Below are 26,407 nucleotides of genomic sequence, written 5' to 3' on the forward strand. Positions count from 1 at the left end.
AGGTGCTCTCGGCGGAGCGCTGCCGTTTTGGGCCGGTTTCCTCACCACTCTGGTGCCGATTTCAGACTCCTGCCGAGTAGCCCTGCGATTGCACGCCGCAATACACGGCCGTCAGGAACTCCTAGGGTGGCCGGGTGGGCAACGATCTCCAGGACGTCGTGGCGACCGTGGTGGGACATGCCCGTCGGCTGAGCTTTCGCGAGGCGGATCTGCTCGACCTTGCTCCGGTGGCGGCGGATGTCCTGGCCGATGCCGGCCGGTCCGCTGAACTGGCCGAGTGCGGCGAGCGGCTGCGGGCAGGCATCGGACGCCCGGCGGTGGATGGACCGGATCCCTGGGCGGACCGTCCCGATGTGTCCGATGACGGGCTGCTGCCGTTGCTGGCGCTGCTCGTCGTCGCTCCCGAAGTGGTGGCTTACCAGGTCGGCCGCGGTGTCGCCGAGGAACAGGCGTGGCGCAATCTCGCCGACCTCGGTCAGCAGGTGTGGGTGCACCGGCTTGTCCATGGCCGTTTCGGGTTGCACAACCAGGGCTGGCTCCGGATCGTCTGGTCCGGGGCGTTCGCCTGGATCGGGCGCCTGCAGTTCAACCTGCAGCGGTTGCGCGGCGGCGAGTGGGTGTTGTCGACGCACATTCCGCGCCGCGGTTCTGAGGGCTCCGGTGCGCTCACCCCAGAGGCAGTGGACGAGTCGTTCGCGCAGGCCGCCCGCTACTACGCGGAGCACTTTCCCGATCTGCCGACGACGGATTTCTGGTGTCGCAGCTGGCTGTTGGCGCCGGAACTCGCCGCGGCGCTTCCGGGCTCCAACATCGCGGCGTTCCAGCAGCGCTGGGACATCGACGACCAGGTCGATGACGGCGATGACGACGCGGTGTACTTTACTTTCGCTCGGCGTCCGCCCTACGATCCGCGCCGGCTACCCCGGACGACCAGGCTCGAGCGGGCGGTGGCGTCCCGGTTGGAACTCGGCGAACACTGGACGATTCGACGCGGCCGGATCGCTCAAACGAGCTTCTCGGGCGGCCAGCCGTAGCGCTGACCGCCCGAGAAGGCGTGCTGAGGTGATAGTGGATCAGTCGTCGTACCCGTAGCGGTCTTCCCAGCGGTCCTCCTCGCGCTCGCTGGCGTAGCGCTGCTTGACCGTGTCGTTGCCGGAACCGCCGCTGACCTTGTCGGAACCCGGTCCGCCCTCGACCAGGTCGTGGCCGGAGTTGCCGTAGACCTTGTCGTTGCCGCTCTCGCCCTCGACGTGGTCGTTGCCGCTGGAGCCGTAGATCCGGTCGCTGCCGCTTCCGCCCTCGATCGAGTCATGGCCCGAGCCGCCGTGGATGTAGTCGCTGCCCGAGCCGCCGTCGACCTCGTCGTTGCCCGAGCCGGCGCAGATGATGTCGTTGCCTCCGTTGCCGTCGATCTCGTCGCTGCCGGCCAGGCCGACGATGACGTCCCGTCCGCTGGTGCCTTCGATGTCGTCGTGGCCGCTGGTGCCGACGATGGTGGCCTTGTAGCCGTTGCAGTAGTAGGCGGCGGCCTCGGCGGGCGAGGCGCTGAACGCGCTCAGGCTGAGGCCCATTCCGATGGCGATGGGCAGGACGGCCCAGCGACCGATTCGCTTCAACATGGTGGAGTCGGACATGAGGTGCTCCTCTGCTCGGGGAACGGGCCGAGTGCCCGTCTGCTGCGACCAGTCAATCGAGCGCCGATGAGACCTCGGTGACTCCTCTATGAGGATCGCCTCATCCGCAGGACGCGGTCTACCATTGCCCCGGACGAGTCGGCCGGGTGATCGCGGCGAGAGCTGAGGAAAGTCCGGACTCCACAGGGCAGGGTGGTGGGTAACGCCCACCCGGGGTGACCCGCGGGAAAGTGCCACAGAGAACAGACCGCCGCCGGCGACGGCGGTAAGGGTGAAACGGCGGTGTAAGAGACCACCAGCACCCCAGGTGACTGGGGTGGCTCGGCAAACCCCACCCGGAGCAAGACCAAGAAGGGCCGTCTCCGGGCGGCTCGCGGACGCCGTTCGAGCGTTGCCCGCGCGAGGCGTCCGGGTAGGTTGCACGCCCCATCAGGGGCGAAGGCCGCCGGCAACGGCGGTCGCAGATGGATGATCACCGGTCTTCGGACCACAGAATCCGGCTTACAGGCCGGCTCGTCCCCCATCTGAAGATGGTTGTCGGAGCGTCATGGAAGAATCAGCCGTCGTCGATAGGAGATCGTGATGAACGACGCGGAAGCGCTCGGACGAGCAATCGAGGCCGAGATGGTCGCCAACGGGTTGACACGCAAGGAGTTGGCCGACGTGATGGGTGTGTCCGCCGACAGCCTGGGCAAGTACCTCCGCGGCGAGGTCGAGCCATCCCTGGGGAGGCTGCGGGTCTTCGCCACAGCGCTCAACTGCACGGTCGGCTACTTGATCGGTCGGCAGGAGCAGATCATGGGTTGGACGCACGGTCCGGTGACGCAGGCGATCCTGGGGGAGGGGAACAAGCAGGTGACCGGCCTGTCGAGCACGGTCGGCGACGCCAGCGCGGATGATCAGTCGGTGAACATCGCCGGGGCTACGGTCTTCGGCGATGTCAAGGTTGTGCGGCCCGACGGCGGCGAAGAGCGATGATCCCACACCCGAGTGCTCCTATTCTGTAGTTTTGATCGGGGATGACTATTGCATGAGAACTCCCCGGAATCGGTGGTACGTGGGTCCGACCATCGCCGCGTTTCTCGGCACCACCCCCGGCCCGTGGCTGTCGGGAACCTGTCAGCCGGTGCGCGGGCGCTTCACCATCAATGCCCGACGGCCGGTTCAGGGCTGCCGGTACCGCACCCGCGCCGCGTACAGGCCGACCAGCGAGATCGCGCAGATCACCATGTAATAGAGGCTGGGCACCTGCAGCCAGCCGCTGGCGTTCAGCAGCCAGGTGAGCACCAGCGGCGCGATGCCGCCCAGCAGGGTGACGCCCACGTTGTAGGCGACCGACAGTCCGGAGCCGCGCACCGCGGGCGGGAACAGCGACGACATCATGCCGGGCAGCGGGCCGAAGTAGAACGCCATCAGGGTGCCGAGCACGGCGATCACCAGCACCAGGACCGGCACCGTCGGGTTCGTCACCATGATCTGGAACAGCGGCCAGGCCAGCACCAGGGCGGCCACGGCGGCCCAGGTCATCACCTTGGCCGGACCCACCCGGTCGGCCAGGTTGCCGATGAACGGCACGGCCACCATGTTGATCACGCCCGCGACCACGCCGCCCAGGTAGGCGGCCGTCGGCGGGATGTGCAGGTTGGTCACGGCGAAGGTGGGCATGTACAGGATCATGTAGGTGGTGATGGTGGCGACCCCGATCACCGCGCTGCCGGCCAGCACGCGTCCGTAGTGCTGGGCCAGCAGGGTCTTCAGCGGCGAGTGCTCCTTGGCCGACGAGACGAACTCCTCGGTCTCCTCCAGCCGGGCGCGGATGTACAGGCCCACCGGGCCGACCAGCAGGCCGACGAAGAACGGGATCCGCCATCCCCACGCGGTCAGCGCCTCCGGCGTCATCCAGGTGTTCAGTGCGAACCCGAAGGCGGACGCCAGGAACATCGAAGCGCCCTGGCTGACGATCTGCCATGAGGCGTAGAAGTTCTTCTTGTGCGGCGCGGTCTCGACCAGGAACGTGGTGGCGGTGCCGAACTCGCCGCCGGCGCTGAAGCCCTGGATCAGCCGCGAGATCAGGATGATCACCGGTGCGGCGAAGCCCACCGCGGCATAGGTCGGGGCGAGCGCCATGATCAAGGTGCCGACCATCATCAGCGTCAAGGTCAGGGTCAGCGCCTTCTTGCGTCCGCTGCGGTCGGCGTAGCTGCCCAGCACCATGCCGCCGATCGGCCGGATCAGGTAGGTGACCGCGAAGGTCGCGAAGGTCAGGATCAAGCCGATCGCCGGCGGGGCGTCGGCGAAGGTGAAGAAGTTCTTCGAGATCACGGTCGCGAAGGACGCGTAGACGATCACGTCGAACCATTCCAGCGCAGCGCCGATCGAACTGCTGATCACCGCCTTCTTGGCTGCCAGCAGGCGTTCGGGGGTGATGTCGGGGTTTGCGGTTGTGGTCACTGATCCTCCATTGGGGCGTGGGGTGGCGCGGGGTGTCGTCAGCCGCGAGCGTGCGCGATCAGCCGGTCGATGAAGTCTTCGCAGCGGGCGATCTGCTCGAGGTCGATGAACTCGTTCGGCGTGTGCGCCTGGGCGATGTCGCCTGGGCCGCAGACGACGGTGGGGATGCCGGCGCGGGCGAACAGGCCGGCCTCCGTCCCGTAGGTGACCTTTCCCTCGCTCGGCTCGCCGCCCCAGTCGGTGGCCAACCGGACGATCTCGGAGTCGAGTGCGCCGTCCAGACCCGGCGACGACGACATCACCTGGAAGTCGACGCCGGCGGCCGGGTTGGCCTGCTTCATCAGGCCGTCCAGGCGGTCGGCCTCGGCCCGGTAACGGGCGATCAGTTCGTCCGGGTCGACCGCGACCAGGCCACGGAACTCGAAGTCGACGACGCAGTCGGCCGGGATCGTGTTGATCGCGATGCCGCCCCTGATCATGTTGGCGGTGGTGGTGGTGAACGGCACCGGGAAGGCGTCGTCGAACGGTCCGTTCGCGCGGAAGTCGGCGGCGACCTGCTCGACGAAGTCGACGAATCTGGCGGCGTAGGCGATGGCGTTGACGCCCTCCGTGGTCAGCGACGAGTGCGCCGCGACGCCGCGGAAGTGGACCGACATGGTGTTCATCGACTTGTGGCCGCGGATGATCTGCATGCTGGTCGGTTCGCCCACGATGCAGCCGCGGGGCTTCAGACCGAGCTCCACGATCCGGTCGACCAGCGAGACGGCGCCGACGCAGCCCACCTCTTCGTCGTAGGACAGCGCGAGGTGGATCGGCTCGCTGAGCGGCTGGGCGACGAAGTCGGCCAGCTTGGTCAGCACCACGGCCAGGAACGACTTCATGTCGGTGCTGCCGCGTCCGTAGAGCCGCTGGTCGCGCACCTCGGCGGCGAACGGGTCGCTGGTCCACGGCTGGCCGTCGACCGGGACGACATCGGTGTGCGCCGACAGCACGATGCCGCCCTGGACGCTGCCGTCCGCCGCCGGGAAGCTGGCCAGCAGGTTGGTCTTGGTGCCTTCGGCGTCCGGCACCAATGTCGGCTCGATCCCGACACCCTTCAGCAACTCGACGACATGATCGATCAGCGGCAGGTTGCTGTTGCGGCTGGTGGTATCCAGCGAGATCAGCCGGACGACCTCGTTCAGCGCGGCGTCGGTAGGTAGACGGGACACGGTGTTCGCTCCTCGCGGAAGGTTGTCGTGGTCGGCGCGATCATCCCACATTGGTGCTACGAATGCGCGGCTGTTCCGCCCGGATGGCGGGGTGTGGCGGGTCCGGCGTCGACGGTGCTGAACGGTCGCGTGGCGTCGTGGCGGTGGAATAGTCGTTGGCGATGAGAACCGTTGTCATATATAAACATATTGCAATCATCTAATAAGTGTGGTGACATGGAACCCATGGACGCGGAAGCCGGTCTGGCTGCGGCGGCGCAACTGTTCAAGGTGCTCGGCAACGAGTCCCGGTTGTCGTTGCTCAGGCTGATCGGTGAGGAGCCGCGAACCGTGGGGGCATTGACCACCGCAACCGGGCTGTCGCAGCCGCTGGTCTCCCAGCATCTGCGCACCCTGCGCCAAGGTGGACTGGTGATCGCCAGCCGCGCTGGCAAAGAGGTCATCTACCGGCTTGCCGACCGGCATGTCACCCACGTGATCGCGGACGCCCTCGCCCACGTCCAGGAACCCGCGTCCAACCCGGACGCGGACGACTGACCAGGGAAAGGGAGCCCATCATGACCATCGATCACCTCACCGCCGAGCACACCACGGCCGACCACGCCCACGGCGACGACTGCGGCCACCAGGCGGTGCAGCACGGCGACCACGTCGACTACCTGCACGACGGCCATCGCCATGCCGAGCACGGCGATCACTACGACGAGCACGAGGCCAAGGCCGAGCATGCGCCGTCCGACCACGCCCACGGCGACGACTGCGGGCACGAGGCCGTGCCGCATGGCGACCACGTCGACTACGTGCACGACGGCCACCGCCACGCCGTCCACGGCGATCACTACGACGAGCACTGAGCCTCCACATCGTCGGTTGGGCTTGCCGAAACGCGGCCCGGGTCTCGGCAAGCTCGACGGGTGATGTCCACGAGAGTCGATCGGAAATCAGAGATTTCGTACCCTCGCGGCGCTGACGGCGCGCGCCGAGGCGGAAGGTATTGCCACCCGCTCGGACGCGATCCGGGCCGCGGTGCGCGAGTGGACTGCCCACGTTGCCTGAACTGCACCCGTCCGCGCGCAAAGCACTATGGCCGCGACCGGCTCGATGACGACGCCGTCCTCTATGCGGCCGCGATCACGCACGCCGGCCAGGTGATCACCTACACGTTCACGATCGGCAACGCCACCATCGCCGACGCGAGGCCCGTCGAGGGCGTCTTCACGGGCACCGGCGCGTTGACGGCGGTCTCGTGCCCGCCCGCGGCGGAGCGTCTGACACCGGGGGAGAGCGAGGTGTGCTCCGCGCAGTACACCGTCACGGACGCGGATCTGCGGGGCGGAGCTGGCGAACACCGCGACCACGACCGGTGACGCCGCGAACGGTCGCGTGGTGGTCTCCGATTCCTCCCGCGCAGCGGTCACGGTGAGGCCGGCACCGCCCAGCCCGCTCCCCGTCACCGGTGCCGCGTTCGGCGTCGGCATCGTCGGGGTCGGTGTGCTGCTCCTGCTGCTCGGCAGCCGCGCTCGTCTGGGTCCGCCCGCTGCGGTTCCGACGGGGCACCCGCGCGTCGTGGCCGGTCGGATCCGTCCTGGCGGCCCGGCCGGCAGGCGAGCGTCAGTCCCGCTGCCCCGTGCGGCTCGGCTCGTCGGCCGTGCCCGCGAGCACGGCGGCGACCTCGGCACGGCGTCGCAGGTCGAGCTTGGCGAGCACATGCGTCACGTGGGTCTGCACCGTCCGGGGCGAGACCGTGAGCCGTTCGCCGATCTGCGCGTTCGTCATGCCGCGGGCGAGAAGCCGGACGACGTCGAGTTCGGTGTCGGTCAGGCTCTCCCAGCCGGAGCGCGGGCGTGGCGGGCGACGGTGGCGCAGAGCCGTCCCGTCCGCCGTCCGCCCGAGCAGCTCGCGTACGCCGTCCAGCGTCGCGTCCTGGTGACCGACCCAGAACAGATGATCGTCGGAGTCCTGCTCCGCAATCGTGGCCCCGGCGATATGGTCGGCCAGGTATCGCCCGCACTCGACGGGGACGATCATGTCACGGCTGCGGTGGACGACGAGCGTCGGCGCTGCGACGGCAGGAAGGAGAGCGCGCACGTCGACGTCGAGCTGGCCGCGCAGCGTCGCGACGACGGCTCCGGGGGTCGCCGCGAACCGCTGGTAGGACGCCCACCAGGCGCGAGTGCGCTCGTCCTCTGCCAGGCTCGGGGCGAAGAGGTGGTATCCCACCCCGGTTCCCCATTCCGCGCCCATCGTCTCCACGAAGACGCCGAGAACCTCCGCGGGGATGCCCGCGGGGAAGTCCGGCGACTGCGCGAAGCGCGGCGTCGTGCCCAGCAGCGCGAGGGCGCTGGTGCGGTCGGGATGCCGGGCCGCGAACGTCACGGCGAGCGGACCGCCTTCGGACCACGCCAGCAGGGCAGGGGCCTGCGAGCCGACGGCGTCGAGCACCTTCTCCAGATCGTCGACGCGGTCCGACATCGTGATCGGATGCTCGTCGGGATCCCGGTCGGACAGCCCCATGCCGCGCTTGTCGAAGGCGATGACGCGTGCCATCGTGCCGAGCCGCCGTAGGAAGCGTGCCAGGAGCGGATCCTGCCAGGCGTACTCGATGTGCGAGATGAAGCCGGGGATCACCGCGACGTCGATCGCGCCCTCGCCGAAGACCTGAAAGGCCAGACGCGGCCCGGGGCCGGGCGTGTAGCGGATGGCGGTGGTGCTCACGGTCCGGCGCTTTCGACGAAGGTCGTGTCCAAGCCGCCGGCGATCGCGGTCATCACGCGCAGAGCAGTCGTGCGCGCCAGGATGGCGGACAGCTGCCCCCGAATCCTGGCGCGTCCCACGATGAGCGCTCTCAGGGGATCCAGGCGCTGCTCGACGAGTTCGCGCCAGGTCGCGGCATCCGCCGAGATCGTGAACGTCGTGCCCTCGACCAGGACCGGCGCCGTGCCGACGGCGAGCGTGGTCCATCGCCCCTCCGCCCCGTCCAGACGGGCGAACGTGTCGACTCTGCCGAGCACGACGAGACCGACCGAGCCCTTCCAGCCCACACCGGCGGCGCGAAAGCGGTCGTCGGCGTTGGCGGCGTCCACCCACGCGGCGAACCACTCCTCGGTAGCGAACAGCATAGGTCGAGTCTCGGACCGGCAGGCCCGCGCTGCAAGAGGGGAACTACGCGGTTTGGCGGATGTGGGCGCAGACGCGCTGCGGGAGCCTGGCTGAGGCGGTCCTCGGGCTGAGGCCGCCGTGGAACGGGAGGAACCATGTCATCGCAGATCATGCCCGGGGTCGCCTCGTCCGGACGTCGTGGTCCGGCCTTCGTCCCGCGTCGCCGGATCGTCCTCGCTGCGCTCGCTGCGCTGTCGATGGCGCTCGCGGGATGCTCCGCCCCGAGCAGACCCGTCAAGAGCCCGGAGCAGGTCTCGGTGCGGGGTGTCGCCAGCTATGCCGGAGGCCCGGTCGCGGGTGTGGCCGTCGGATTCCGCGCGAACGACTGCGCCACCTGCCGACTCCGCTCGGCGGTGACGAACGCGTCCGGCGCGTATTCGATCGTCCTCCCCGCCGGCGACTACACGGTGCTGTGCGCGATCAACGGGGGCACCTGCGTGCCCGTGACGGCGGACGCGGCGGACACCGAGCTCACCGAGGACGCCACGATCGACCTGACCGTCGGCGGTGGCGATACGGGCGGCGACACCGGCGGCGGGAACGCGGGCGGCGACACCGTCGGCTCCGACCAGCAGCCGGTCGTGTCGGGCCATGTCCACGACCGAGCGGGACAGCCCGTGGCCGGCGCCGACATGATCGTCTCGCCCCCCGACGCCACCGGCGGTTACGAGGTGAAGACCGACGCGTCGGGCTATTACGCGATCACCGCCGACTCGACGGTGCCGGTCGGCCGGGTGGTCTGCGAGTACATGCCGAGCCCCTACGCCGTATGCATGCCGGACACCGGCCATCAGGTCGTGTTCGACCCGAACCTGCCCTCGCAGACCGTCGACTGGACCGTCACGGGCATGGACAAGAAGTGAGCGGGACGATCAGCCCGAACGCGGCCAGCAGTCCGCCGACCACCGAACCGCCGACCATCGCCACGCCCTGCACTGCCCCGATTCCGGCCATGCCCCTCACTCGAGCCCGTTCGTCGCTGGTGACGTCGGCGACTAGGCCTGCGCGGTGGGCGGGACGGCGGCGATCGCCGATCCGAAGCCGATGCCGCGCAGCAATACGAACAACGCGAACAGCCCGGTGCCGGTCAGGAGGCCGGCCATGCCCAGCCAGGCGACCAGTGCGAAGGCTGTCATCGTCGTGGTGGCCAGCGCGAACGCGGCGACCAGCACCGGCTTGCGTCCCCAGGACTGCGACCGGCGTCCCCAGAACTGGCTGGTGATCACCAGCATGGCCGCCGCCGCGCCGATCGTGACGACGATCTGCCATTCGGCGAGGCCGACCTCGCGGGAGAGCGGCGCGATGATCGGGTTGAGCGTCATCTGGCCGAGATAAGCCAGGAAGACCGAGCTGAGCAGCAGCCCGATCTGTGGACGCGCTGTCGTCGTTGGGTCGGCGGTCACTCTGCGGTATGCATACCCCTCATAGCGTATGAGTTTGGCCACCATGACTACCTGCTCTTGTGGTATGCATACCCCGCGCGAACTGCGGCTTCGCCCATCGGTATGCAGTCATCGAAATCAAGGCTCCCTGCCGCAGTTGTGGCCGCAGACTGCACGAGGTCGGGCGAAGGGGGGTGACCCCGGAGATCAGGACGGAGCGAAATCTGGTTTGGTCCTGAGGTTCCGTCCATTGGCCGTTGCGTCCAGGACCCGGCTCTCCGCAATGTGGTGTGGTTCGCCGAACTCATCATCGGCGTCCGCTTTCACCTTCGGTGACGGCTTTCGTGTTATTTCATGACATCGGTCACCGATCCGTCCAGTCGTCACCGAAGGTGAGATCGACGGTCACCGATCCGGCCAGTCGTCACCGATGGTGAGATCGACAGTTGCCGACCTGACCCGAACAGCATCAGTCGAGTCGGGGGACGGCGTTGGCGCGAGTCAGCGGCAGGTTGGCCGGGACGGCGACGCGAGCGAGTTCGGCGCGCCGGCGACATGGAGCTTTCGATAGACGCTGGACAGGTGCGTCTCGACCGTCTTGGCGCCGACGTGCAACTCGGCTGCGATCTGACGGTTGGTCAGCCCGGACGCCGCCAGCCTGCTCACCGGCAGTTCGCGTTCGGTCAGCGCGGCCAGGCCGGTGCGCAGCGCACTGGCACGGCGTCCGCCGGCGGCGCGCAGCTCGGACAACGCCCGCTCGGCCAGTCTCTGGCAACCGCGGGTCGTCCGAGAGCCCGGCGGCCTTGGCCAACAACGACCGAGCCTCGATCACGTGGCCGCGGCGACGCAGGGCCGAACCCCAGGAGACCGCCGCCCGCGCCCACTCCAGCGGACGGCCGGCCCGCTCCAGCAGCGTCGCGGCGTCCTCCAGCACGGTCAGGCAGCCGTCGTCGCCGGCGAGATCCAACGATTCGCCCAGGCTGCGCCGGGCAATGCCGACCGCGGACACCGTCCCCCAACTCTGCGCCTCGGCCAGCCCGGTGCGGGCGACCTCGACAACGGCCCGCCAGCAGACAGTCGCCCAGATCGCGGCAGGTGGTCGGCAGCGGCGGCAGCACCTGTCCGTCATGGAGGCCGGCGATGCTCGCCGTGTAGGCCCGCAGCGCCGACCAGCCGGTGCGCAGTGGGCCGGGTGGCAGCCCGGCGGTGGCCCGGCGGAGCACCCGGAGAGCGTCCTCGGCGGGTCCGGCGAACAGCGCGATCCGGCCAGCGGTGCCGCGATCCGCGCCCGCCGACCGGGGTCGGTCTCGGCGTCGAACGCGAGACCGAGATGGGGAGGGCACCCGCGATGTCGTTCGCCACCGCCTCAGCGGTGCCCAGCACGGCCAGGATCTCGGTGCGGCGGACGTCGGTCGACGACTCGGCGACGGCGCGCCGCAGATGGTCGACGACCCGGTCCGTGGCCCCGCGATGGCGCGCGGTCTCGGCGGCCCGCCACAGCACGGAGACGGTCTCCGGGCGCCCGCGCGGCGGCAGCGCGAGGAGATGGACGGCCACCTCCTCGGCGGGCCGGTCGGTCTGCACCGGGTAGTCCGCGGCTCGGCGATGCATCGCCTGACGTCGGGCCGGGGCGATGTCGTCGGCGACGACCTCGGCGATCAGGGGATGAACGAATGCGAAGCAGGTGCCTGCGACGACGATCCTGGGCTGCCGCCGGAGCCCGGACGACGTCCGGCCAGTCGCGCAGCAACGGCTCGAAAGCTGGCGGACCACCCCGAACGCGAAGTCCTTCTCAACCCGGTGGGCGCGGGCGCTGAGTACCCGCACCCCCCGCTCGGACGCCAGCGTCGCCAGCTGCCGCAGCAGCGCTGAGGTGCCCAAGCCCTGGTCGGCTTCGATCAGCAGAACGTGTCCGCCGCGAGGGTCGCGAGCCTCGGCAGCGGCCACCGCGGCGGTGAGGGCGTCGAGCGCCGCCACCTCCTGCTCGCGTTCGAGCAGTTGCCGCATCGCCTGCACCAGGCTCACCCCCTGGAGACTCTCTGGCTGGATGCCATGACAGCCGACGGCCCGAACAGGAGGCCCTAGGCGCTGAGCCGCCGGTAGCGGAGCAGTCGGCGCAGCGAAGCGGCGCTGGGACGAGCCGTCGCGGGTGCCAGAGCCTGTTCCAGACGGCTCCGGACGGCGACGCGGTCGAGGTGCATGCCGATCGCCACCAGGGCGTCCGGCGAGGTTGCGGACGAGGCATCGGCGATGTGGACCTGCCGTCCGACCAGGTTGACCAGCTGGCGGCGCGGCGGGCCGCCGGTGCACACCCGGACGCAGCCCTTGAGTCGGTAGACGCTGAGTGGCGGCTGCTCCAGCAGCTCGATCAGCCGGCCCGGATCGATCGGTTCGGCGACGGTCACGGTGACCGCGTCGGCATGCGGATGAGCGTGCGAGTGATCGGAGTGCGCGGTGCCGGCCGAGCCGAGATCGAGCGGCAGCTGGTCGCCGGTCTCGGGCCGTGTCGCGGGATCGAAGACCAACAGCGGATCGATGCGTCCCTTCGTGGTCGCCACCAGATGGACGCGCGGGTTGCCCTCGCGCACCCGTGCCGCGATCCGGTCCAACCGCTCCGCGCGGGCCGCGGGCGGCACCTGGTCGATCTTGTTGACCACCACCAGGGACGCCGCCGCGTACCGGGCCAGCGGCGGTCCGCCCCGATCGACGGTCTCGAGATGGTCGACGGCATTGACCACGTCCACCAACCCGGCCGGACGCACCCGCTCCACCCCGTTGAACCGAAGCAGCCGGGCAAGCACGGCCGGCTCGGCGATGCCGCTGGCTTCGACCACGATCGCGTCCAGCCGCCGGGACGGGTGCGCCAGCTTCTCCAGTGCCTCGTCCAGGCCGCCGGCGTCCGGCAGACAGCACAGGCAGCCACCGGCGATCGAGGCGGGCTCGTCCACCTGGCCAGCGACCAGTGCGGCGTCCACATTGATCGCCCCGAAGTCGTTGACCACCACGCCGATCCGGGCGCCGGGGGTGCGCAGCAGATGGTTCAGCAGGGTGGTCTTGCCGGCGCCCAGGTAACCGGTGAGCGCGATGACGGGCAGGGTCGCGACCACGTCCGATGAACTCCTTCCGATCCGCGTCCGATCGATCCGGACGCCGGTGAGGTCAGGCCCGGCGGAGCAGCCAGTAGGTCGTCTCACCCAGGCGCTCGGCGTGCAGCCAGACGCTGGCCGCCTCGGCGAGCAGGGCGTCCGGTCCCGGATGGTGGTAGATGTGCTCGGCGGTGTCCTCGGTCAGCACCCGTTCCCCCTCCAGGCTGAGGTAGGTCATCCGCCAGTGCAGCCGTTCGTCGTCGATCGGGGTGGCCTCCGCGATCAGCCGGTACTCCAGCTCGCCGACCTGCGTCCGTGAGATGGTGGCGGCCGGGACGGCCTCGGGCCGTTCCGGCGGTTGCAGGTCGATCAGCGCCGCGCCGCCGTGCGGCAGCCGGTCGGCCAGCTCGGCGAGGACGGCCGCCCGCTCGCCGGGATCGAAATGGCCCAGGACGCCGAGCAGGATCGCCCCGCCCAGCCGTTCGGGCAGGGTGGCGGCGAAGAAGTCCTCGGGCCGCACGGTCACCCGGTGCTGCCACTCGAGGTGGGCCGCGATCCGGGAGAGGGCCAGCGCGCGCATCGCCGGGCTGGGTTCGAGGGCATAGACCTGGGCGTCGGGCGACCGTTCCAGCAGCCATTCGATGTTGACGCCGCTGCCGGCGCCCACGTCGAGGATCGGCCCGGCGTCGGGTTGCAGCAACGGCAGCAGGTGCTCCAGCGCGACGACCTGGACGGCCCGCCAGGGTGCGTTCATCAGGTCGTAGGCACCGGCTGTCGCCGCATACCGATCCGTCATCTACTGCCTCCGTCTTCGGTCGGTCCTCTGAGACTATAAATGATGATTATCATTCGCAGCAATGCTGATAGGTTGGCCACGGGTCGGGCTGGGTAACGGGCCCTGGTGTCGCCACCACGAAGTGTCCGCACTCGTCACGGGCCGCTGAGCGGAGCGCGCGCCAGCGGCGACGAGTGCAGACACTTCGTGTTGTGCGCGAGACGGTGGTCGGAGGTTCGGTATGTGGGACAGATCCCGCGTGCTACCGCGACGTCTGCCGCCGCCGATCTCAGCGGTTCTCGACCCGGACGCCGGCGCGGGTGGCGTCGACCTGGCGCTGGGTCGCGGTGTCGCCGATGGTGGCGAAGGTCAGCAGGGCGCTGCGGGAGCCGTCCCGGTGCTGCACGACGACCACGTCGACGTTGTCGCCTGGAATCGAGCCGAGATAGTCGATCCGCACCTCGAAGCGCAGCTCCCAGGCGTCCAGGCCGCCGACTGTGATCGCCTTGCTCGACTTGGGCACCAGGCGGCCCATCTCGCCCCGGTAGAAGCGGATCGACGAGTCCAGTGCGATGGCGTCCGCCTGCTCCTTCAAGGTGTCGGTCCGGGCGAAGGGCTGGACGCCGGCCAGGATCACCTCGCTCACCCAGTCGGTCGCGATCTGGCGTTCCAGTCCGGTGGCGCAGGTCGCCCAGGGAATGGCGCGGACGGCGTCCGCCTTCCAGCGGGAATCGTGGATCTCCGGCACGCTGAGCCCGCCGCCGAAGAGCCGCCCCCGCACCAGGGCCGTGTCGTACGGCGGGCACGGCGGATTGACGTCCCGCGGCGTCGGTGTCGGCGTGGGCGTCGGTGTGCGGGACGGGGTGGGCGTCGGCGTGGGTGTCGGGGTGGCGCTGGGAGTCGGGCTGCTCTCGTCCCACGCCGAGGTGGTCGGCGCTGGCGGCACCGCTGGAGCCGGGGGTGTGCCGCCGAACAGTCGTGGCCAGGCGAACGCCGCGATCACGGCAAGGACGACCACGGCCGCCACGATCGCCCAGAGCACCGCCGGATTCCGATTGCGCTGGCCCGGACGCTGCCCGTGCGACCCCGGCGGTCGGCCGTTCGGGCCGGGTGGTTGGCGCGGTGGGCCGGACGGTGGCCCGCCAAAGCTCTCCGCGGCCGGATTCGCGGTCAGCCGCCACGTCCAAGCCGAGCCGTCCCAGTAGCGGAACATGCCCTGCTGCCCGCCCGGATCGGGGTACCAGCCTGCTTGCGGCATCGCCAGCCTCCTTGTGGTTCCCGGCCATCATGCCCGGCGGGCCAATGGTCAGGGCAGGGTGAGCACCTCGGCGCCGTCCACGGTGACCACCAGGGAATGCTCGAACTGGGCGCACCGGCTGCCGTCGTTGGTGACCACCGTCCAGCCGTCCTTCCAGATGTGCGAGTGGTGGTCGCCCAGGGTGAGCATCGGTTCGATGGTGAAGGTCATCCCCGGCTGGATCACGGTGGTCAGCGTCGGGTCGTCGTAGTGCGGGATGACCAGGCCGGAGTGGAATGCGGTGTGCACGCCGTGCCCGGTGTACTCGCGGACCACCCCGTAGCCGAACCGCTTCGCGTACGCCTCGATGACGCGTCCGATGACGTTCACCTGGCGTCCGGGCCGGACCGCCTTGATCGCCCGGTTCAGCGCCTCGCGGGTGTGCTGGGTGAGATCGCGGGATGCCTGATCGACCTCGCCGCAGAAGAAGGTGCCGCAGTTGTCGCCGTGCACGCCGTCGACGAAGGCGGTGACGTCGATCTTGACCAGGTCGCCGTCCTCGAGTGGCCGGGTGTCCGGGATGCCGTGGCAGATCACCTCGTTGACCGAGGTGCAGATCGACTTCGGGAAGCCTCGGTAGCCCAATGCCGAGGGGTAAGCGCCGTTGTCGCAGAGGAATTCGTGGGCGACCCGATCGAGTTCGTCGGTGGTCACGCCGGGCGCGATGGCGTCCGCCGCGACGTGCATGGCCTGGGCCGCCAGCCGGCTCGCCACCCGCATCCGTTCGATCACGTCGGGGGTCTGGACGTCGGATCCACGGTACCGGTCGGGCGCCGGGCGTCCGACATAGTGGGGACGGCCGATCGCAGCCGGAACCCGACGCTTGGGCGTCAGCGGGTAGGGCTTGATCGCGGTCACGGGCGCGATCATAGTGGGCTCAACCGAGCGACGAGGGGGCGGCGGTGACCGAAGGAAACTGGTACTGGTGCCTGAAACACCATGCGGCAGAGCCCTACGAGGGTTGCAAGTCCGAGGAGCGTCTCGGTCCGTATCGAAGTCGGGACGACGCCAACAACGCGTTGGAGAAGGTGCGCGAACGCAACGCGCGGTGGGACGACGAGGACGACGACTAGCGACGGGACGACGATTGGCGACCGATTCCGTACGCCGCTGCGCTGGTGAGGCGGGGATGGCCCCTGAATCGGTCGCTGTTCGACGGACTCGTGGCCTCGGGCTGCGTGTCCGGCATGGGTGGACGCCGTGAAACGATCGCGGGCCGTTTGATGGATGTAACCCAACTGAAACACAACGGGCGGCAGACTAGCGGCCATGGATAAGCAGACCGAGTTCGTCCTGCGCGCCATGGAGGAGCGCGACGTCCGCTTCGTCCGGCTCTGGTTCACCGACGTCCTGGGATTCCTGAAGTCGGTCGCGATCGCGCCCGCCGAGCTCGAAGGCGCCTTCGCCGAGGGCATCGGCTTCGACGGCTCGGCGATCCAGGGCTTCGCCCGCGTGTACGAGTCCGACATGGTGGCCCACCCGGACCCGTCCACCTTCCAACTGCTGCCCTGGCGCGGCACCACCCAGGGCACCGCGCGGATGTTCTGCGACATCCGGCTGCCCGACGGCTCGCCGTCGTTCGCCGACCCCCGCTACGTGTTGAAGCGGGCGTTGCGGAAGGCCGCCGACATGGGCTTCACCTTCTACACCCACCCCGAGGTCGAGTTCTACTTGTTCAAGCAGCCGTTGGAGCCCGGTCAGCCGCCGATACCGGTCGACCGCGGCGGCTATTTCGACCACACCACCGCCAACGCCGGCACCGATTTCCGCCGGCATGCCATCACCCTGCTGGAGCAGATGGGCATCTCGGTCGAGTTCAGCCACCACGAGGGCGGCCCCGGCCAGCAGGAGATCGACCTGCGCTACGCCGACGCGCTCACCATGGCCGACAACATCATGACCTTCCGGGTCGTGATCAAAGAGGTCGCCGCGATGAAGGACATGTTCGCCTCGTTCATGCCCAAGCCGCTGGAGAACGAGCCTGGCTCGGGCATGCACACCCACCTGTCGCTGTTCGAGGGCGACACCAACGCCTTCTACGACGCCTCGGCCGAATACCACCTGTCCAAGATCGGACGCCAGTTCATCGCCGGCCTGCTGCGGCACGCCGCCGAGATCGCCGCCGTGACCAACCAGTGGGTGAACTCCTACAAGCGGTTGGTCGGCGGATCCGAGGCCCCGCGCTACATCTGCTGGGGTCAGAACAACCGCTCGGCGCTGGTCCGGGTGCCGATGTACAAGCCGTCCAAGGGGGCCTCGGCACGGGTCGAGTTGCGCTCCATCGACTCGGCGGTGAACCCCTACCTCGCCTACGCGCTGGTGCTGAACGCCGGCCTGGCCGGGATCGAGAACGACTACGAGCTGCCCGAGGGCGCCGAGGACGACGTCTGGTCGCTCACCGAACGGCAGCGCCAGGCGCTCGGCATCAAGCCGCTGCCCCGGTCGCTGGACACCGCGATCGGCCTGATGGAGAACTCCGAGCTGGCCGCCGAGACCCTCGGCGAGCATGTCTTCGACTTCGTGCTGCGCAACAAGCGCGCCGAGTACGAGGCCTACCGCGCCCAGGTCACCCCCTGGGAGCTGCGCACCTCGCTGCCCTCTCTGTGACGTCGTCCCGACTGACCTCGTCCCGAACGGACGTCGCGCCGCCGTTCGCCCTGTGCCCCGGCACCCAACCCCCTCCCTAACTACTTCTGCCCTGCCACATGCGGGAGGGCCGAAGTAGTTAGGGAGGGCCTAGTGCTCCGGGCGGAGCGGGAACAGGGCGGACAGGTCGCTGTGCGCACCACTGGCCCGGACGCGGTGGCTGGCCCGTGCGTCCGTCCAGGTCAGCTGACCTGTGGCCAGCGCGAGCATGGTGACCGCATCGGTCTCGACGACGTTCGGCGGGGTGCCGCGGCGATGGGTGCTGCCCTCGTCGAGGGCGAGTTGGACGGCGGCGTAGGGCGGCACGCGTAGCTCGACGGTCCGCCCGGGGTGCTCAGCAGCGACGCGGGTGCACAGCGCCCGTACCGCCTTCGCGAGCTGGACGGCGTCCGCCGCCGCGCCCTGGCCGGCCAATTCGTCCAGTTCGGCCCAGTCGAGAGCGGGGGTCTGGCGGCGAATCGGGCGGGACGGCACGCCGCCGACGATAACATCGCGGCCATGACCCGCATCTCGACCGCCGAAGGAAACCTAGCCCGATTAGGCTTCGGCGATCCGCATCGGGCTGCCGAGATCCTGAACGGCTGGTACGACGAGTTGGGCGAGGGCTGCGACCAGCTGGTGGCCGAGATCCTGGCCAGCGCCGATCCGGATCTGGCGCTCAGCGGCTTGGCGCGCCTGGTCGGCGAGCGGCCGGGTCTGCTGGACGATCTCGGCGCCGAATCCGGTGCCTGGTCCCGGCGGCTGATCAGCGTGCTGGGCGCCAGCGTCGCGCTCAATCAGCATCTCGGGGTGCGTCCGCTGGACGCCGACGTGCTGCGCGCCCCGTCCGGACGCCGCGACGCGGCGACCCTGCGCCGCATCCTGCTGGACGCCGTCGGTGCCGATCCGGACGCCGGCGCACCGGTCGCCGATCCGAGCCGTTCGGACGACCTGCGCCGTGCCTACCGGCGCGAACTGCTCCGGATCGCCGCCGCCGACCTGACCGCGGACGATCCGCTCGAACTGCTGCCGGAGGTGGCCGGTGAACTGGCCGACCTGGCGGACGCCACCGTGGAGACCGCGCTCGCCCTGGCCCGCGGCGAGGTGCCCGGCTGGGAGTGCGCCCGGCTCGGCATCGTCGCGTTGGGCAAGACCGGCGGCCAGGAGTTGAACTACCTCAGCGACGTCGACGTGCTGTACATCGCCGAGGCCGCGTTGGACGAGGCCGGCGAGCCGGCCTGTGAGACAGCCCGCGCGGTCACCGTCGCCACCAAGCTGGTCGGCGCGCTGAGCCGGATCTGTTCGGCGCATACCGCGGCCGGCACGATCTGGCAGATCGACGCGGCGCTGCGTCCCGAGGGCAAAGCCGGACCGCTGGTGCGCACGTTGTCCTCACACGCCGTCTACTACGAGAAATGGGCGAAGAACTGGGAGTTCCAGGCCATGCTCAAGGCCCGTGCGATGGCCGGGGACCTGGCGTTGGCGCAGGACTTCGTCGACCTGGTCGCCCCGATGGTGTGGCACGTCGCCGAGAACGACCAGTTCGTCACCGAGACCCAGGCGATGCGTCGCCGGGTGATCGCGCTGCTGCCGCCCCGTGAGGCCGACCGCGAGATCAAGCTGGGCGCCGGCGGGCTGCGTGACGTCGAGTTCAGCGTCCAGTTGATCCAGCTGGTGCACGGACGCGCCGACGACCGGGTCCGGCAGCGCGGCACCCTGCCGGCGCTGGCCAAGCTGATCGAGTTCGGCTACGTCGGACGCGGCGACGGCAGGGACCTGGACGCCGCCTACCGGCTGATGCGGCTGCTGGAGCACCGCATCCAGTTGGAGAAGCTGCGCCGCACCCACCTGATGCCCGAGGACGAGTTGAGCCTGCGCCGGCTGGCCCGCAGCGTCGGCATGGCGGACGCCGACGAACTGCGCAGCCGCTGGCGGGGCGCCACCCGAAGGGTGCTCGGCCTGCACCAGCGGCTGTTCTACTCGCCGCTGCTGGAAGCGGTGGCGCGGATCCCGTCCGAGGCCGTCCGGCTCACCAGCTTCGGCGCCGAGGTGCGGCTGCGGGCGCTCGGCTACGCCGATCCGAAGGCGGCGCTGCGGCACATCGAGGCCTTGTCGCAGGGGTTGAGTCGGCAGGCCGAGATCCAGCGCCAGCTGCTGCCGGCGATGCTCGGCTGGTTCACCGCCGGACCCAACCCCGACCACGCGCTGCTGGCCTTCCGGCAGGTGTCCGAGGCGATGGGCCGGACGCCCTGGTATCTGCGGGCGTTGCGCGACGGCGACGCGATGGCCGAACGGCTGGCCAAGATCCTGTCCTCCAGCCGGTACACCGTCGATCTGATGATGCGGGCGCCGCAGTCGGTCGGCATGCTGATCGACGAGGCGTCCCTGCGGCCGCGGGAACGCGGCGAGATCCTGGCCGAGATGCGGGCGTCCGCGAAACGCCACGGCGAACTGGACGTGGCGGTGCAGCACATCCGGGCCGTCCGGCGTCGCGAACTGCTGCGGATCGCGATGGCCGACCTGCTCGGCCTGATCGACCTGGCCACCGTCGGGGTGGGGCTGTCGGAGCTGTTCAGCGCCACCATCGACGCCACCCTCGAAGTGGTGCGCCGCCGGCTCGAATGGTCACCGCGGATCGCGGTGATCGCGTTGGGCCGCTGGGGCGGTTGCGAGCTCTCCTACGCCTCGGACGCCGACGCGATGTTCGTGATCGAGGACACCGACCGTCCGGACGCGGTGAAGATCGGAACCCAGGTGGTCTCCGAACTGCGTTCGGTGCTGGGAAAGGCGGGTCCCGATCCGGCTCTGGACATCGACGTCGATCTGCGTCCGGAGGGCAAGGGCGGGCCGATCGTGCGGTCGCTGTCGTCGTACCTCGCCTACTACGAGCGCTGGTCGTCCACCTGGGAGGCACAGGCCTTGCAGCGCGCCGCGCACGGTGCCGGCCATGCCGAGCTGTCGGCGTCCCTGCTGCGGACGATCGACACCATCCGCTACCCGGCCGGGGGACTGGCCCGGCAGCAGGTGCACGAGATCCGCAAGCTGAAGGCCCGGATGGAGGTGGAGCGGATCCCGCGGGGCAGCGATCCGCTGCGCAACACCAAGCTCGGCCCCGGCGGGCTCTCCGACGTGGAGTGGGCCGTCCAGCTGCTGCAGCTGCAGCACGGCGATCGGCTGCCCGAGCTGCGCACGACAGCGACCCTCGGCGCCCTGGGCGCGGCCGAGGCCGCGGACTTGATCTCTCCCGAGGACGCCGCCGCGCTGCGGGACGCCTGGACGATGGCCAGCGGCATCCGCAACGCGATCCTGCTGCTCCGCGGACGGGCGTCCGACACCATCCCGAACGATCCGCGGGAGGCGTCCGCCGTGGCCCAGCTACTCGGCTATGACAAGGGCGAATCCAGCGTCTTCATGGACGAGTACCGGCGCCGCACCCGGCGTGCCCGGCTGGTGATGGACCACATCTTCTGGGGCCTGGAGTAGGACGCCTCTGGGGTTGACAGGTCGCCCGTCGGGTGTGTGCCGCAGCCGAGACACGATTGATCAGCGGCTCCCCAGAGTCCGACCCGGACGCCAGGCCTTTGGCTAACCGTGCTGCGGTGTCGTGGTCCGGGGGGTCGCCGATCGGCCCCGCTGCGCTCGTAGAGGTGGAGCGAGGCCTGGCGTGCTGCGGTGTCGTGGTCCGGGGGTCGCCGATCTCACCATCGGTGCCCGCTTTCAGCTTCGGTGACGGCTTTCGTGTTATTTCATGACATCGGTCACGGATCCGGCCAGTCGGCACTGATGGTGAGATCGGCGGACGCCGGATGCGCCAGACCGACACTGCCCGGTGCCCGGTGCCCGGTGCCCGGTGCCCGGTGCCCGGTGCTCAGGCGGATATCCGGGCGTCGACTCGACGGCGGGAGCGCTCGATCGCGGCCTTCACTCGTCGGGCAAGGACGGATGGATCATCCAACCTGACTTTCACACCTCGCGCTGATTTTCGGGTTTCGGTGGGCGTCGTGCCTTGTCAGGGAGGTTCGGGTGGGGTGTTTGGGGCACTAATCGGTCGGTAGGATCAGGGTTGTGAGCCCGTTTCTGCGGAAGGTGAAGACGGCTTCGGGTGCGGTGGCGGTGCAGATCGTGGAGAAGAAGCACGGCCAGCGGCGGATCCTGGAGCATCTCGGCTCGGCGCACTCGCAAGCCGAACTGGCCCCAGACGTGCTGGAAATAAGCCGTCGCGAGCTGGCTGCGGTAGTCGCGGCCGGCACACCGTTTCAACGCCTTGTAGTAGGTGTTGTGATGCGACGGGGTGATCCCGAGCTCGTTGATCACGCGGAGGCTGTCCAGTTTCGAGGTCGGCTCCACCAACCGGGCCAGCACCAGCTGGAAGAACGCCTTGGTCGAGATCGGCACCCAGAAACTCAACGCCGGGCAGAAGCAGCTGGACCTCGGCCTGGACGAGCGCGGGGCGCCGGCGGGAACGGTGATCGTTGAGTCGTCACGCTCGACGTTGCTGATCGACGTGGTCCGTGGGTCGTGGGAGCGGCTCGGGTTCGGCGTGATCGACGATGAGCGACCTCCAAGCCCGCTCCGGTCGGAGCCTGCGCAAGCTCATCACCACCCTGCGGCCGCTACGCCAAGTCACCATCACCATCAGCGGCCACCGCCTCGACGCCCACCCCGCCATCGACCCGGCCACCCAAGAAATCCTCAACGCTCTGGGGCACTAAACGTGTGAAAGTCAGGTGAGATCGGCGGACGCCGGATGCGCCAGACCGACACTGCCCGGTGCCCGGTGCCCGGTGCCCGGTGCCCGGTGCTCAGGCGGATATCCGGGCGTCGACTCGACGGCGGGAGCGCTCGATCGCGGCCTTCACTCGTCGGGCAAGGACGGATGGATCATCCAATAGGGCCGTGGTGACCCGGACGACCTCCCAGTCGAGGGCGCGGATCTCGTCCTCACGGACCTTCTCTCTGGCTTCCGAGCCCGGCTCGTCATATTTGCCCAGTCCGTCGCATTCCACCAGCACGCTGGTTCCGCTGATTCGGGCGTCCGCGCGATAGTCGGTCCCTGGCACGTGGAACTGAGGTTCGAGTTGGTGCCCCCAGCGGTCGAAAGTCAGCGCCGTCCGTGACTCCAACGGCGATTCGCGGCGCTGATCGGCCAGCCGGCGGACGACCCGGAGCCGCTGATGACCTGGACGTCCGCCCAGCTTCTTCGACCAGACGTCGAATGCCGCAAGTGACACCAAACCCAGGGCGAGCGCTTTGTCGAGCGCCATCAAACCGGACACCGGGCAGAACAGAGCAGTTTGGGCGATGATCAGGGCAGGGTCGGTTCCGTCGGCGTCCGCCACCCGACGATGGATCACCACATGGGCGCGGTTCTGGGCGGGGCCAGGTCCGATGCGCATCAGGTGGATGCGGCTCCAGTCCGGACGGTGCACTGGCAGTTTCAGTTGGACGGCGCCCGAATAGTGGCTGGCGACAGTGTCCGGATGATCGGCCAATTCGGTCAGGACGCGCAACCGGTGGCGCTCGGCCGGCTGCTCTGGGTTGAGGCTGGTGTACCAACCCCGCTTCAGCCGCACCAGGCCCCCCTGGCTGAGCTCTCGGCGGATCTCGTCCTGTCCGATTCCGCGATCGCGCAACTGGCGGACGTTGAAGATGGAGACCTGGTTGAGTTCAGACGGAATCATCCTGTGACTATCGGCCAGATTCAGCCCCTGGACGCCGGTGCTCAAGCAAATTGTGGATAACTCGACGAACTCATCGGACCGCCGGACGGCATGGATCAGGTGTGGATCCGGTTCGTCCGACCCTGGCTACCTGCCGTGGGGGTCGCCTGGGGGTCGCCGATCTCACCATCGGGAGCCGCTTTCACTTTGACCGATCGATTTCGTGCTATTCCATGACATCGGTCACGGATCCGGCCAGTCGGCACCGATGGTGAGATCGGCAGCTCCTGGCGATGAAGGAAACCTGGCCACGACGGGCACAACAGAGGGGTGCGCTCAGACCTGGAGCAGCGTCAGATCGGGATGCACCTCGGCGTCCATGCCGGCCATCCGGGCGGTCAGTTCCGCCAGAAGAGGGTTGCTGTGACTGAGGTGGACGCCGATCACGCGGGTGGCGGCGTCCACTGCGCCGATGCCGCGCAGGTCGTCCACCGCGGCACCGAAGCTGGTGAATGTGTGGTGCCCGGTCATCGGTGGGACGGCGTCGCCGAAGGTCTGCTCCAGCAACACCAGGTCGAAGCGCCAACCGGCCAGCAGTTCCAGGGCACGAGGCTGCCACGGCCCGGTGTCGGTCGCGTACAGCAGCCGGCGTCCCTCGTGCTCGACCGCGTACAGCACCGCCTCGCCACGGGCGTGATGGGTGGCCGGCAGCACCAGCACCCGGTAGCCGTCCACGGTCAACCCATCCCCTGCGGTCACCGTGGTGAGGGTGACCACCAGCTGCTCCGGCGCCAGCCAGTCGACGCAACGGGCGATCGCCGGCGCAGGCCCGACCATCTGCAGCGGCCGCTCGTTCACCCAGCCGCGGTGCATCAAGAACGACGGATCGAGATGGTCGTCGTGCGCATGCGTGATCAGCACCGTCCGGACGCCGCACAGGTCGCGTCCGGCGCGCTGCGCCTGCCGCGGCGCCTCGGGACCGCAGTCCAGCAGCAATACGTCGTCGACAAGCACGGACGTGTTGGTCCGGATCGCGCCGGACGTCCGGGCCTCGGCGCAGGTCGGGCAGGTGCACCAGGCGTTCGGGACGCCGTCCGAGGCCCCGGTGCCGAGCAGCAGAACGTCCATTGGCTCACGGTAATGCCTACGGCTCGACCCACACCCACGACGGCGGGGGAGCGCAGGCGCTGTGAGACCCAGCTGTCATGATGGACGCCGACTCGAAAGGGGAACCCGTGGCCGTTGCCTCGTCCTCCAGGCGTGCCTGGGTGGTGTTGTCGATCCTGCTGCCGGCCGCGGTGGTCGGGGTGCTGACCTGGCTGCGCCGCTGGGTCTCCGACGACGGCTTCATCAACGTCCGGGTGGTGCTGCAGCTGGTGGCCGGCCACGGCCCCACCTACAACCTGAACGAGCGGGTCGAGGTGGGCACGTCCACGCTGTGGCTCGCCTTCGTGACGCTCGGCAAGCTGGCCGCCCCGTGGGCCGAGGTGGGCGAGGTGATGGTCTGGCTGGGCACCGGGTTCATCACGCTGGCGATGATCCTGCTCGGCTTCGGCGGGCTGCAGCTGGTGCCGCCACGCAGCCAGGTGGTGTTGCCGCTGGGCGCCGCCGTACTGGCCGGGCTGACCCCGTTTTGGGATTTCGGCACCTCGGGCCTGGAGACCTCGCTCACCTTCTGCTGGATCGCCGCCTGCTTCTGGGCGCTGGCCCGGCGCTGGGCGAACCGGCCGCGGCATCCGCTGCCGGCCTGGCGTCCCTGGCCGGTCGCCGTGCTGATCGGCTTGGGCGTGCTGATCCGGCCCGACCTGGCCCTGGTCAGCCTGGTCTTCGGCATCATGCTGCTGTGCCAGTCCGAGCGCCGGCTCGGCGGCTGGCTGGGCTCGGCCGGCTTCGCGTTGGCCGTCCCGGTCGGCTATGAGATCTTCCGGATGGGCTACTACGCCTCGCTGGTGCCGAACACCGCCCTGGCCAAGGCGAACGCGTCCGTGGTGCAGGGGCTGCTGTACCTGTTCGACTACGCATCGACCTACTACCTGTACCTGCCGGTGACGATCATGCTGGTGTTCTTCGTCGCCGGCATCGCCACCGCCGTGCAGGACCGGGACGGCGGCCTTGCCGCGCTCTGGCTCGGCCCGCTGCTCGGTGCCGCGATCCACGCCGGCTTCGTCATCTCGGTGGGCGGCGACTTCATGCACGCACGGTTCCTGCTGCCGGCCACGGTGTTGCTGTTCGCCCCGGTCGCGGTGGTCGGCGGTGCGGCCTGGACGCGGGTGGCGGCCGTGCTGACCATGGTCTGGGCGCTGGTCGCCGGGCTGGTGCTGCGTCCGGTGCTGTGGAACGGCATGATCGTCGACGAGCGCAGCTACTACGCGAAATTCGTCCCGGATCGCCCCGGCGCCATGGTGATCGCCGAGAACTGGTCGGCCGACGTCGGCTATCAGCTCACCCAGCGGGCCGCGAAAGACCTGGCCGCGGGGCGCTCCTATTTCGTCGACATCACCAAGCCGGACGACAGACTGCCCACCTACGACGGCGAGGGCGTCTACGTGGTGATCAACTCGCTCGGCATCGCCGGCGTCGGCGCCGGGCTGGACGTCACCATGGTCGACCCACCGTCCCTGGGCGACCCGATCGGTTCCCGGCTGGTGTTGCCCCCGGACGCCGAGTACCGGGTCGGGCACGCCTATAAACCGGTGGTCTGGGCGATGGCCCGCTACACCGCGGCCGACGTCCACCCCGGCGACAAGGCGCTCAACGACGCCCGCGCCACTCTGGCCTGCGGCGACATTCCGGCGCTGATCGCCGCGGTCTCCGAACCGCTCACCCCGCAACGGTTCGTCACCAACATCCTGCAGGCGCCGAAGCTGACCATGCTGCGCATCCCGGTCGATCCGGCACAGGCCCGGAAGGCCATCTGCGGCTAGCCTCCTCGTCATCCCGGACTCGTTCGTCATCCCGGACTTGCTCCGGGATCTCCGGCGGGTCCGGGTTCGAGGTGCTCGGTGAGATCCCGGCGTTCGCCGGGATGACCAGGTGCGGGAGTCGCAGGCCTGGATGACGGTCGGCCGACCGTGACCACCGGTCACCGACGTCTCTCGGTCGTCACATCGAGCCGTTACCATGCGGC

At 69.4% G+C, this 26,407-nt stretch carries 27 protein-coding genes, 1 other RNA gene and 1 pseudogene; 13 read left to right on the top strand and 16 right to left on the bottom strand.

Features of this window, described 5'->3' with window-relative positions:
• Positions 1-134 precede the first annotated feature (134 nt).
• Positions 135-1,034: an acyltransferase domain-containing protein gene (locus tag QM619_RS04900; protein WP_415104889.1), complete on the top strand. Its 900-nt coding sequence runs from the start codon at positions 135-137 to the stop codon at positions 1,032-1,034.
• 39 nt (positions 1,035-1,073) lie between these two features.
• Here the strand turns inward: QM619_RS04900 and QM619_RS04905 are convergent, their stop codons facing one another.
• Positions 1,074-1,634, bottom strand: a complete 561-nt coding sequence (locus QM619_RS04905; protein WP_415104891.1) for a calcium-binding protein — start codon at positions 1,632-1,634, stop codon at positions 1,074-1,076.
• Between the two features lie 134 nt (positions 1,635-1,768).
• Between QM619_RS04905 and rnpB the strand changes: the two genes are divergently transcribed.
• Both rnpB and QM619_RS04915 read left to right on the top strand, forming a co-directional pair.
• An RNA gene (gene rnpB, locus QM619_RS04910) (RNase P RNA component class A) lies at positions 1,769-2,154 on the top strand.
• A gap of 62 nt (positions 2,155-2,216) precedes the next feature.
• Positions 2,217-2,612, top strand: a complete 396-nt coding sequence (locus QM619_RS04915; RefSeq protein WP_415104893.1) for a helix-turn-helix domain-containing protein — start codon at positions 2,217-2,219, stop codon at positions 2,610-2,612.
• 186 nt (positions 2,613-2,798) lie between these two features.
• Here the strand turns inward: QM619_RS04915 and QM619_RS04920 are convergent, their stop codons facing one another.
• A complete protein-coding gene (locus QM619_RS04920; RefSeq protein WP_415104895.1) occupies positions 2,799-4,085 on the bottom strand; it encodes an MFS transporter in 1,287 nt (428 codons plus the stop codon).
• Positions 4,086-4,123: 38 nt separating this feature from the next.
• Positions 4,124-5,296 (bottom strand): acetylornithine deacetylase, encoded by a 1,173-nt coding sequence (argE, locus tag QM619_RS04925; protein WP_415104897.1) that lies wholly within the window; start codon positions 5,294-5,296, stop codon positions 4,124-4,126.
• Between the two features lie 216 nt (positions 5,297-5,512).
• On the opposite strand from argE, the gene QM619_RS04930 reads away from it, so the two are divergent.
• The 4 genes and pseudogenes from QM619_RS04930 to QM619_RS04945 all read left to right on the top strand — a co-directional run bounded on the left by QM619_RS04930 (position 5,513) and on the right by QM619_RS04945 (position 6,663).
• Entirely contained in the window at positions 5,513-5,833 is a 321-nt protein-coding gene (locus QM619_RS04930) for an ArsR/SmtB family transcription factor (RefSeq protein WP_415104899.1), read from the top strand.
• Between the two features lie 62 nt (positions 5,834-5,895).
• Positions 5,896-6,150 (top strand): annotated as a pseudogene (locus QM619_RS04935) (hypothetical protein); the annotation flags it as partial.
• A 139-nt stretch (positions 6,151-6,289) separates the two neighbouring features.
• Complete coding sequence (locus QM619_RS04940; RefSeq protein WP_415105071.1) at positions 6,290-6,352, top strand: hypothetical protein; 63 nt, start codon at positions 6,290-6,292, stop codon at positions 6,350-6,352.
• Entirely contained in the window at positions 6,331-6,663 is a 333-nt protein-coding gene (locus QM619_RS04945) for a hypothetical protein (RefSeq protein ID WP_415104901.1), read from the top strand. Before QM619_RS04940 ends, QM619_RS04945 begins: the two co-directional genes overlap by 22 nt.
• Positions 6,664-6,907: 244 nt before the next feature.
• Here the strand turns inward: QM619_RS04945 and QM619_RS04950 are convergent, their stop codons facing one another.
• Positions 6,908-8,011: an alpha/beta fold hydrolase gene (locus tag QM619_RS04950; protein WP_415104903.1), complete on the bottom strand. Its 1,104-nt coding sequence runs from the start codon at positions 8,009-8,011 to the stop codon at positions 6,908-6,910.
• Positions 8,008-8,415: a hypothetical protein gene (locus QM619_RS04955; RefSeq protein ID WP_415104905.1), complete on the bottom strand. Its 408-nt coding sequence runs from the start codon at positions 8,413-8,415 to the stop codon at positions 8,008-8,010. The genes QM619_RS04950 and QM619_RS04955 overlap by 4 nt, the downstream gene beginning before the upstream one ends.
• A gap of 135 nt (positions 8,416-8,550) precedes the next feature.
• On the opposite strand from QM619_RS04955, the gene QM619_RS04960 reads away from it, so the two are divergent.
• The gene (locus QM619_RS04960; protein WP_415104907.1) at positions 8,551-9,318 is read left to right on the top strand and encodes a carboxypeptidase-like regulatory domain-containing protein; all 768 of its coding nucleotides are present in this window, start codon (positions 8,551-8,553) and stop codon (positions 9,316-9,318) included.
• A gap of 132 nt (positions 9,319-9,450) precedes the next feature.
• Here QM619_RS04960 and QM619_RS04965 read toward each other — a convergent pair whose 3' ends face one another.
• The 7 genes from QM619_RS04965 to map form a co-directional block, all read right to left on the bottom strand.
• Positions 9,451-9,858, bottom strand: coding sequence for a hypothetical protein (locus tag QM619_RS04965; protein ID WP_415104909.1), 408 nt, complete (start codon positions 9,856-9,858; stop codon positions 9,451-9,453).
• Positions 9,859-10,338: 480 nt separating this feature from the next.
• Positions 10,339-10,587 (bottom strand): helix-turn-helix domain-containing protein, encoded by a 249-nt coding sequence (locus QM619_RS04970; RefSeq protein WP_415104911.1) that lies wholly within the window; start codon positions 10,585-10,587, stop codon positions 10,339-10,341.
• A gap of 375 nt (positions 10,588-10,962) precedes the next feature.
• Positions 10,963-11,862 carry a hypothetical protein gene (locus QM619_RS04975; protein ID WP_415104913.1) on the bottom strand — a complete coding sequence of 300 codons (900 nt, stop codon included), beginning with the start codon at positions 11,860-11,862 and terminating at the stop codon, positions 10,963-10,965.
• Between the two features lie 56 nt (positions 11,863-11,918).
• On the bottom strand, positions 11,919-12,944 hold the full coding sequence (locus QM619_RS04980; RefSeq protein ID WP_415104915.1) for a CobW family GTP-binding protein: 1,026 nt from the start codon (positions 12,942-12,944) through the stop codon (positions 11,919-11,921).
• Between the two features lie 52 nt (positions 12,945-12,996).
• A complete protein-coding gene (locus tag QM619_RS04985; protein ID WP_415104917.1) occupies positions 12,997-13,719 on the bottom strand; it encodes a class I SAM-dependent methyltransferase in 723 nt (240 codons plus the stop codon).
• Between the two features lie 268 nt (positions 13,720-13,987).
• Complete coding sequence (locus tag QM619_RS04990; protein WP_415104919.1) at positions 13,988-14,956, bottom strand: DUF2510 domain-containing protein; 969 nt, start codon at positions 14,954-14,956, stop codon at positions 13,988-13,990.
• A gap of 48 nt (positions 14,957-15,004) precedes the next feature.
• Positions 15,005-15,853, bottom strand: a complete 849-nt coding sequence (map, locus tag QM619_RS04995) for a type I methionyl aminopeptidase (RefSeq protein WP_415104921.1) — start codon at positions 15,851-15,853, stop codon at positions 15,005-15,007.
• Between the two features lie 44 nt (positions 15,854-15,897).
• On the opposite strand from map, the gene QM619_RS05000 reads away from it, so the two are divergent.
• On the top strand, positions 15,898-16,068 hold the full coding sequence (locus QM619_RS05000; RefSeq protein WP_415104923.1) for an SPOR domain-containing protein: 171 nt from the start codon (positions 15,898-15,900) through the stop codon (positions 16,066-16,068).
• 196 nt (positions 16,069-16,264) lie between these two features.
• Positions 16,265-17,602, top strand: a complete 1,338-nt coding sequence (locus QM619_RS05005; protein WP_415104925.1) for a glutamine synthetase family protein — start codon at positions 16,265-16,267, stop codon at positions 17,600-17,602.
• A gap of 129 nt (positions 17,603-17,731) precedes the next feature.
• Here QM619_RS05005 and QM619_RS05010 read toward each other — a convergent pair whose 3' ends face one another.
• A complete protein-coding gene (locus QM619_RS05010) occupies positions 17,732-18,115 on the bottom strand; it encodes a sterol carrier family protein (RefSeq protein WP_415104927.1) in 384 nt (127 codons plus the stop codon).
• A gap of 24 nt (positions 18,116-18,139) precedes the next feature.
• Here QM619_RS05010 and QM619_RS05015 point away from each other — a divergent pair, with 24 nt between their 5' ends.
• Complete coding sequence (locus QM619_RS05015; protein WP_415104929.1) at positions 18,140-21,103, top strand: bifunctional [glutamine synthetase] adenylyltransferase/[glutamine synthetase]-adenylyl-L-tyrosine phosphorylase; 2,964 nt, start codon at positions 18,140-18,142, stop codon at positions 21,101-21,103.
• Positions 21,104-21,583: 480 nt separating this feature from the next.
• On the opposite strand, the gene QM619_RS05020 is transcribed toward QM619_RS05015, so the two are convergent.
• Positions 21,584-22,015, bottom strand: coding sequence for a hypothetical protein (locus tag QM619_RS05020; protein WP_415105077.1), 432 nt, complete (start codon positions 22,013-22,015; stop codon positions 21,584-21,586).
• Between the two features lie 155 nt (positions 22,016-22,170).
• On the opposite strand from QM619_RS05020, the gene QM619_RS05025 reads away from it, so the two are divergent.
• Entirely contained in the window at positions 22,171-22,332 is a 162-nt protein-coding gene (locus QM619_RS05025) for a hypothetical protein (RefSeq protein WP_415104931.1), read from the top strand.
• Between the two features lie 90 nt (positions 22,333-22,422).
• Here QM619_RS05025 and QM619_RS05030 read toward each other — a convergent pair whose 3' ends face one another.
• Together QM619_RS05030 and QM619_RS05035 are read right to left on the bottom strand one after the other, a co-directional pair.
• Positions 22,423-23,301 carry a hypothetical protein gene (locus tag QM619_RS05030; RefSeq protein ID WP_415104933.1) on the bottom strand — a complete coding sequence of 293 codons (879 nt, stop codon included), beginning with the start codon at positions 23,299-23,301 and terminating at the stop codon, positions 22,423-22,425.
• Positions 23,302-23,616: 315 nt separating this feature from the next.
• Positions 23,617-24,408 carry an MBL fold metallo-hydrolase gene (locus tag QM619_RS05035; protein ID WP_415104935.1) on the bottom strand — a complete coding sequence of 264 codons (792 nt, stop codon included), beginning with the start codon at positions 24,406-24,408 and terminating at the stop codon, positions 23,617-23,619.
• A gap of 107 nt (positions 24,409-24,515) precedes the next feature.
• Between QM619_RS05035 and QM619_RS05040 the strand changes: the two genes are divergently transcribed.
• Entirely contained in the window at positions 24,516-26,204 is a 1,689-nt protein-coding gene (locus QM619_RS05040) for a hypothetical protein (RefSeq protein ID WP_415104937.1), read from the top strand.
• The last annotated feature ends 203 nt before the right edge of the window (positions 26,205-26,407 follow it).

It is taken from the genome of Micropruina sp., assembly GCF_047606665.1.
Classification (GTDB): domain Bacteria; phylum Actinomycetota; class Actinomycetes; order Propionibacteriales; family Propionibacteriaceae; genus Micropruina.

What these genes read in the sequence shown, in the direction of transcription:
- QM619_RS04905 (WP_415104891.1), bottom strand. Translation starts at nt 1,634, where the DNA reads ATGTCCGACTCCACCATGTTGAAGCGAATCGGTCGCTGGGCCGTCCTG.
- QM619_RS04915 (WP_415104893.1), top strand. Translation starts at nt 2,217, where the DNA reads ATGAACGACGCGGAAGCGCTCGGACGAGCAATCGAGGCCGAGATGGTC.
- QM619_RS04930 (WP_415104899.1), top strand. Translation starts at nt 5,513, where the DNA reads ATGGAACCCATGGACGCGGAAGCCGGTCTGGCTGCGGCGGCGCAACTG.
- QM619_RS04955 (WP_415104905.1), bottom strand. Translation starts at nt 8,415, where the DNA reads ATGCTGTTCGCTACCGAGGAGTGGTTCGCCGCGTGGGTGGACGCCGCC.
- QM619_RS04960 (WP_415104907.1), top strand. Translation starts at nt 8,551, where the DNA reads ATGTCATCGCAGATCATGCCCGGGGTCGCCTCGTCCGGACGTCGTGGT.
- QM619_RS04985 (WP_415104917.1), bottom strand. Translation starts at nt 13,719, where the DNA reads ATGACGGATCGGTATGCGGCGACAGCCGGTGCCTACGACCTGATGAAC.
- QM619_RS04990 (WP_415104919.1), bottom strand. Translation starts at nt 14,956, where the DNA reads ATGCCGCAAGCAGGCTGGTACCCCGATCCGGGCGGGCAGCAGGGCATG.
- QM619_RS05005 (WP_415104925.1), top strand. Translation starts at nt 16,265, where the DNA reads ATGGATAAGCAGACCGAGTTCGTCCTGCGCGCCATGGAGGAGCGCGAC.
- QM619_RS05015 (WP_415104929.1), top strand. Translation starts at nt 18,140, where the DNA reads ATGACCCGCATCTCGACCGCCGAAGGAAACCTAGCCCGATTAGGCTTC.
- QM619_RS05025 (WP_415104931.1), top strand. Translation starts at nt 22,171, where the DNA reads ATGAGCGACCTCCAAGCCCGCTCCGGTCGGAGCCTGCGCAAGCTCATC.
- QM619_RS05030 (WP_415104933.1), bottom strand. Translation starts at nt 23,301, where the DNA reads ATGATTCCGTCTGAACTCAACCAGGTCTCCATCTTCAACGTCCGCCAG.
- QM619_RS05035 (WP_415104935.1), bottom strand. Translation starts at nt 24,408, where the DNA reads ATGGACGTTCTGCTGCTCGGCACCGGGGCCTCGGACGGCGTCCCGAAC.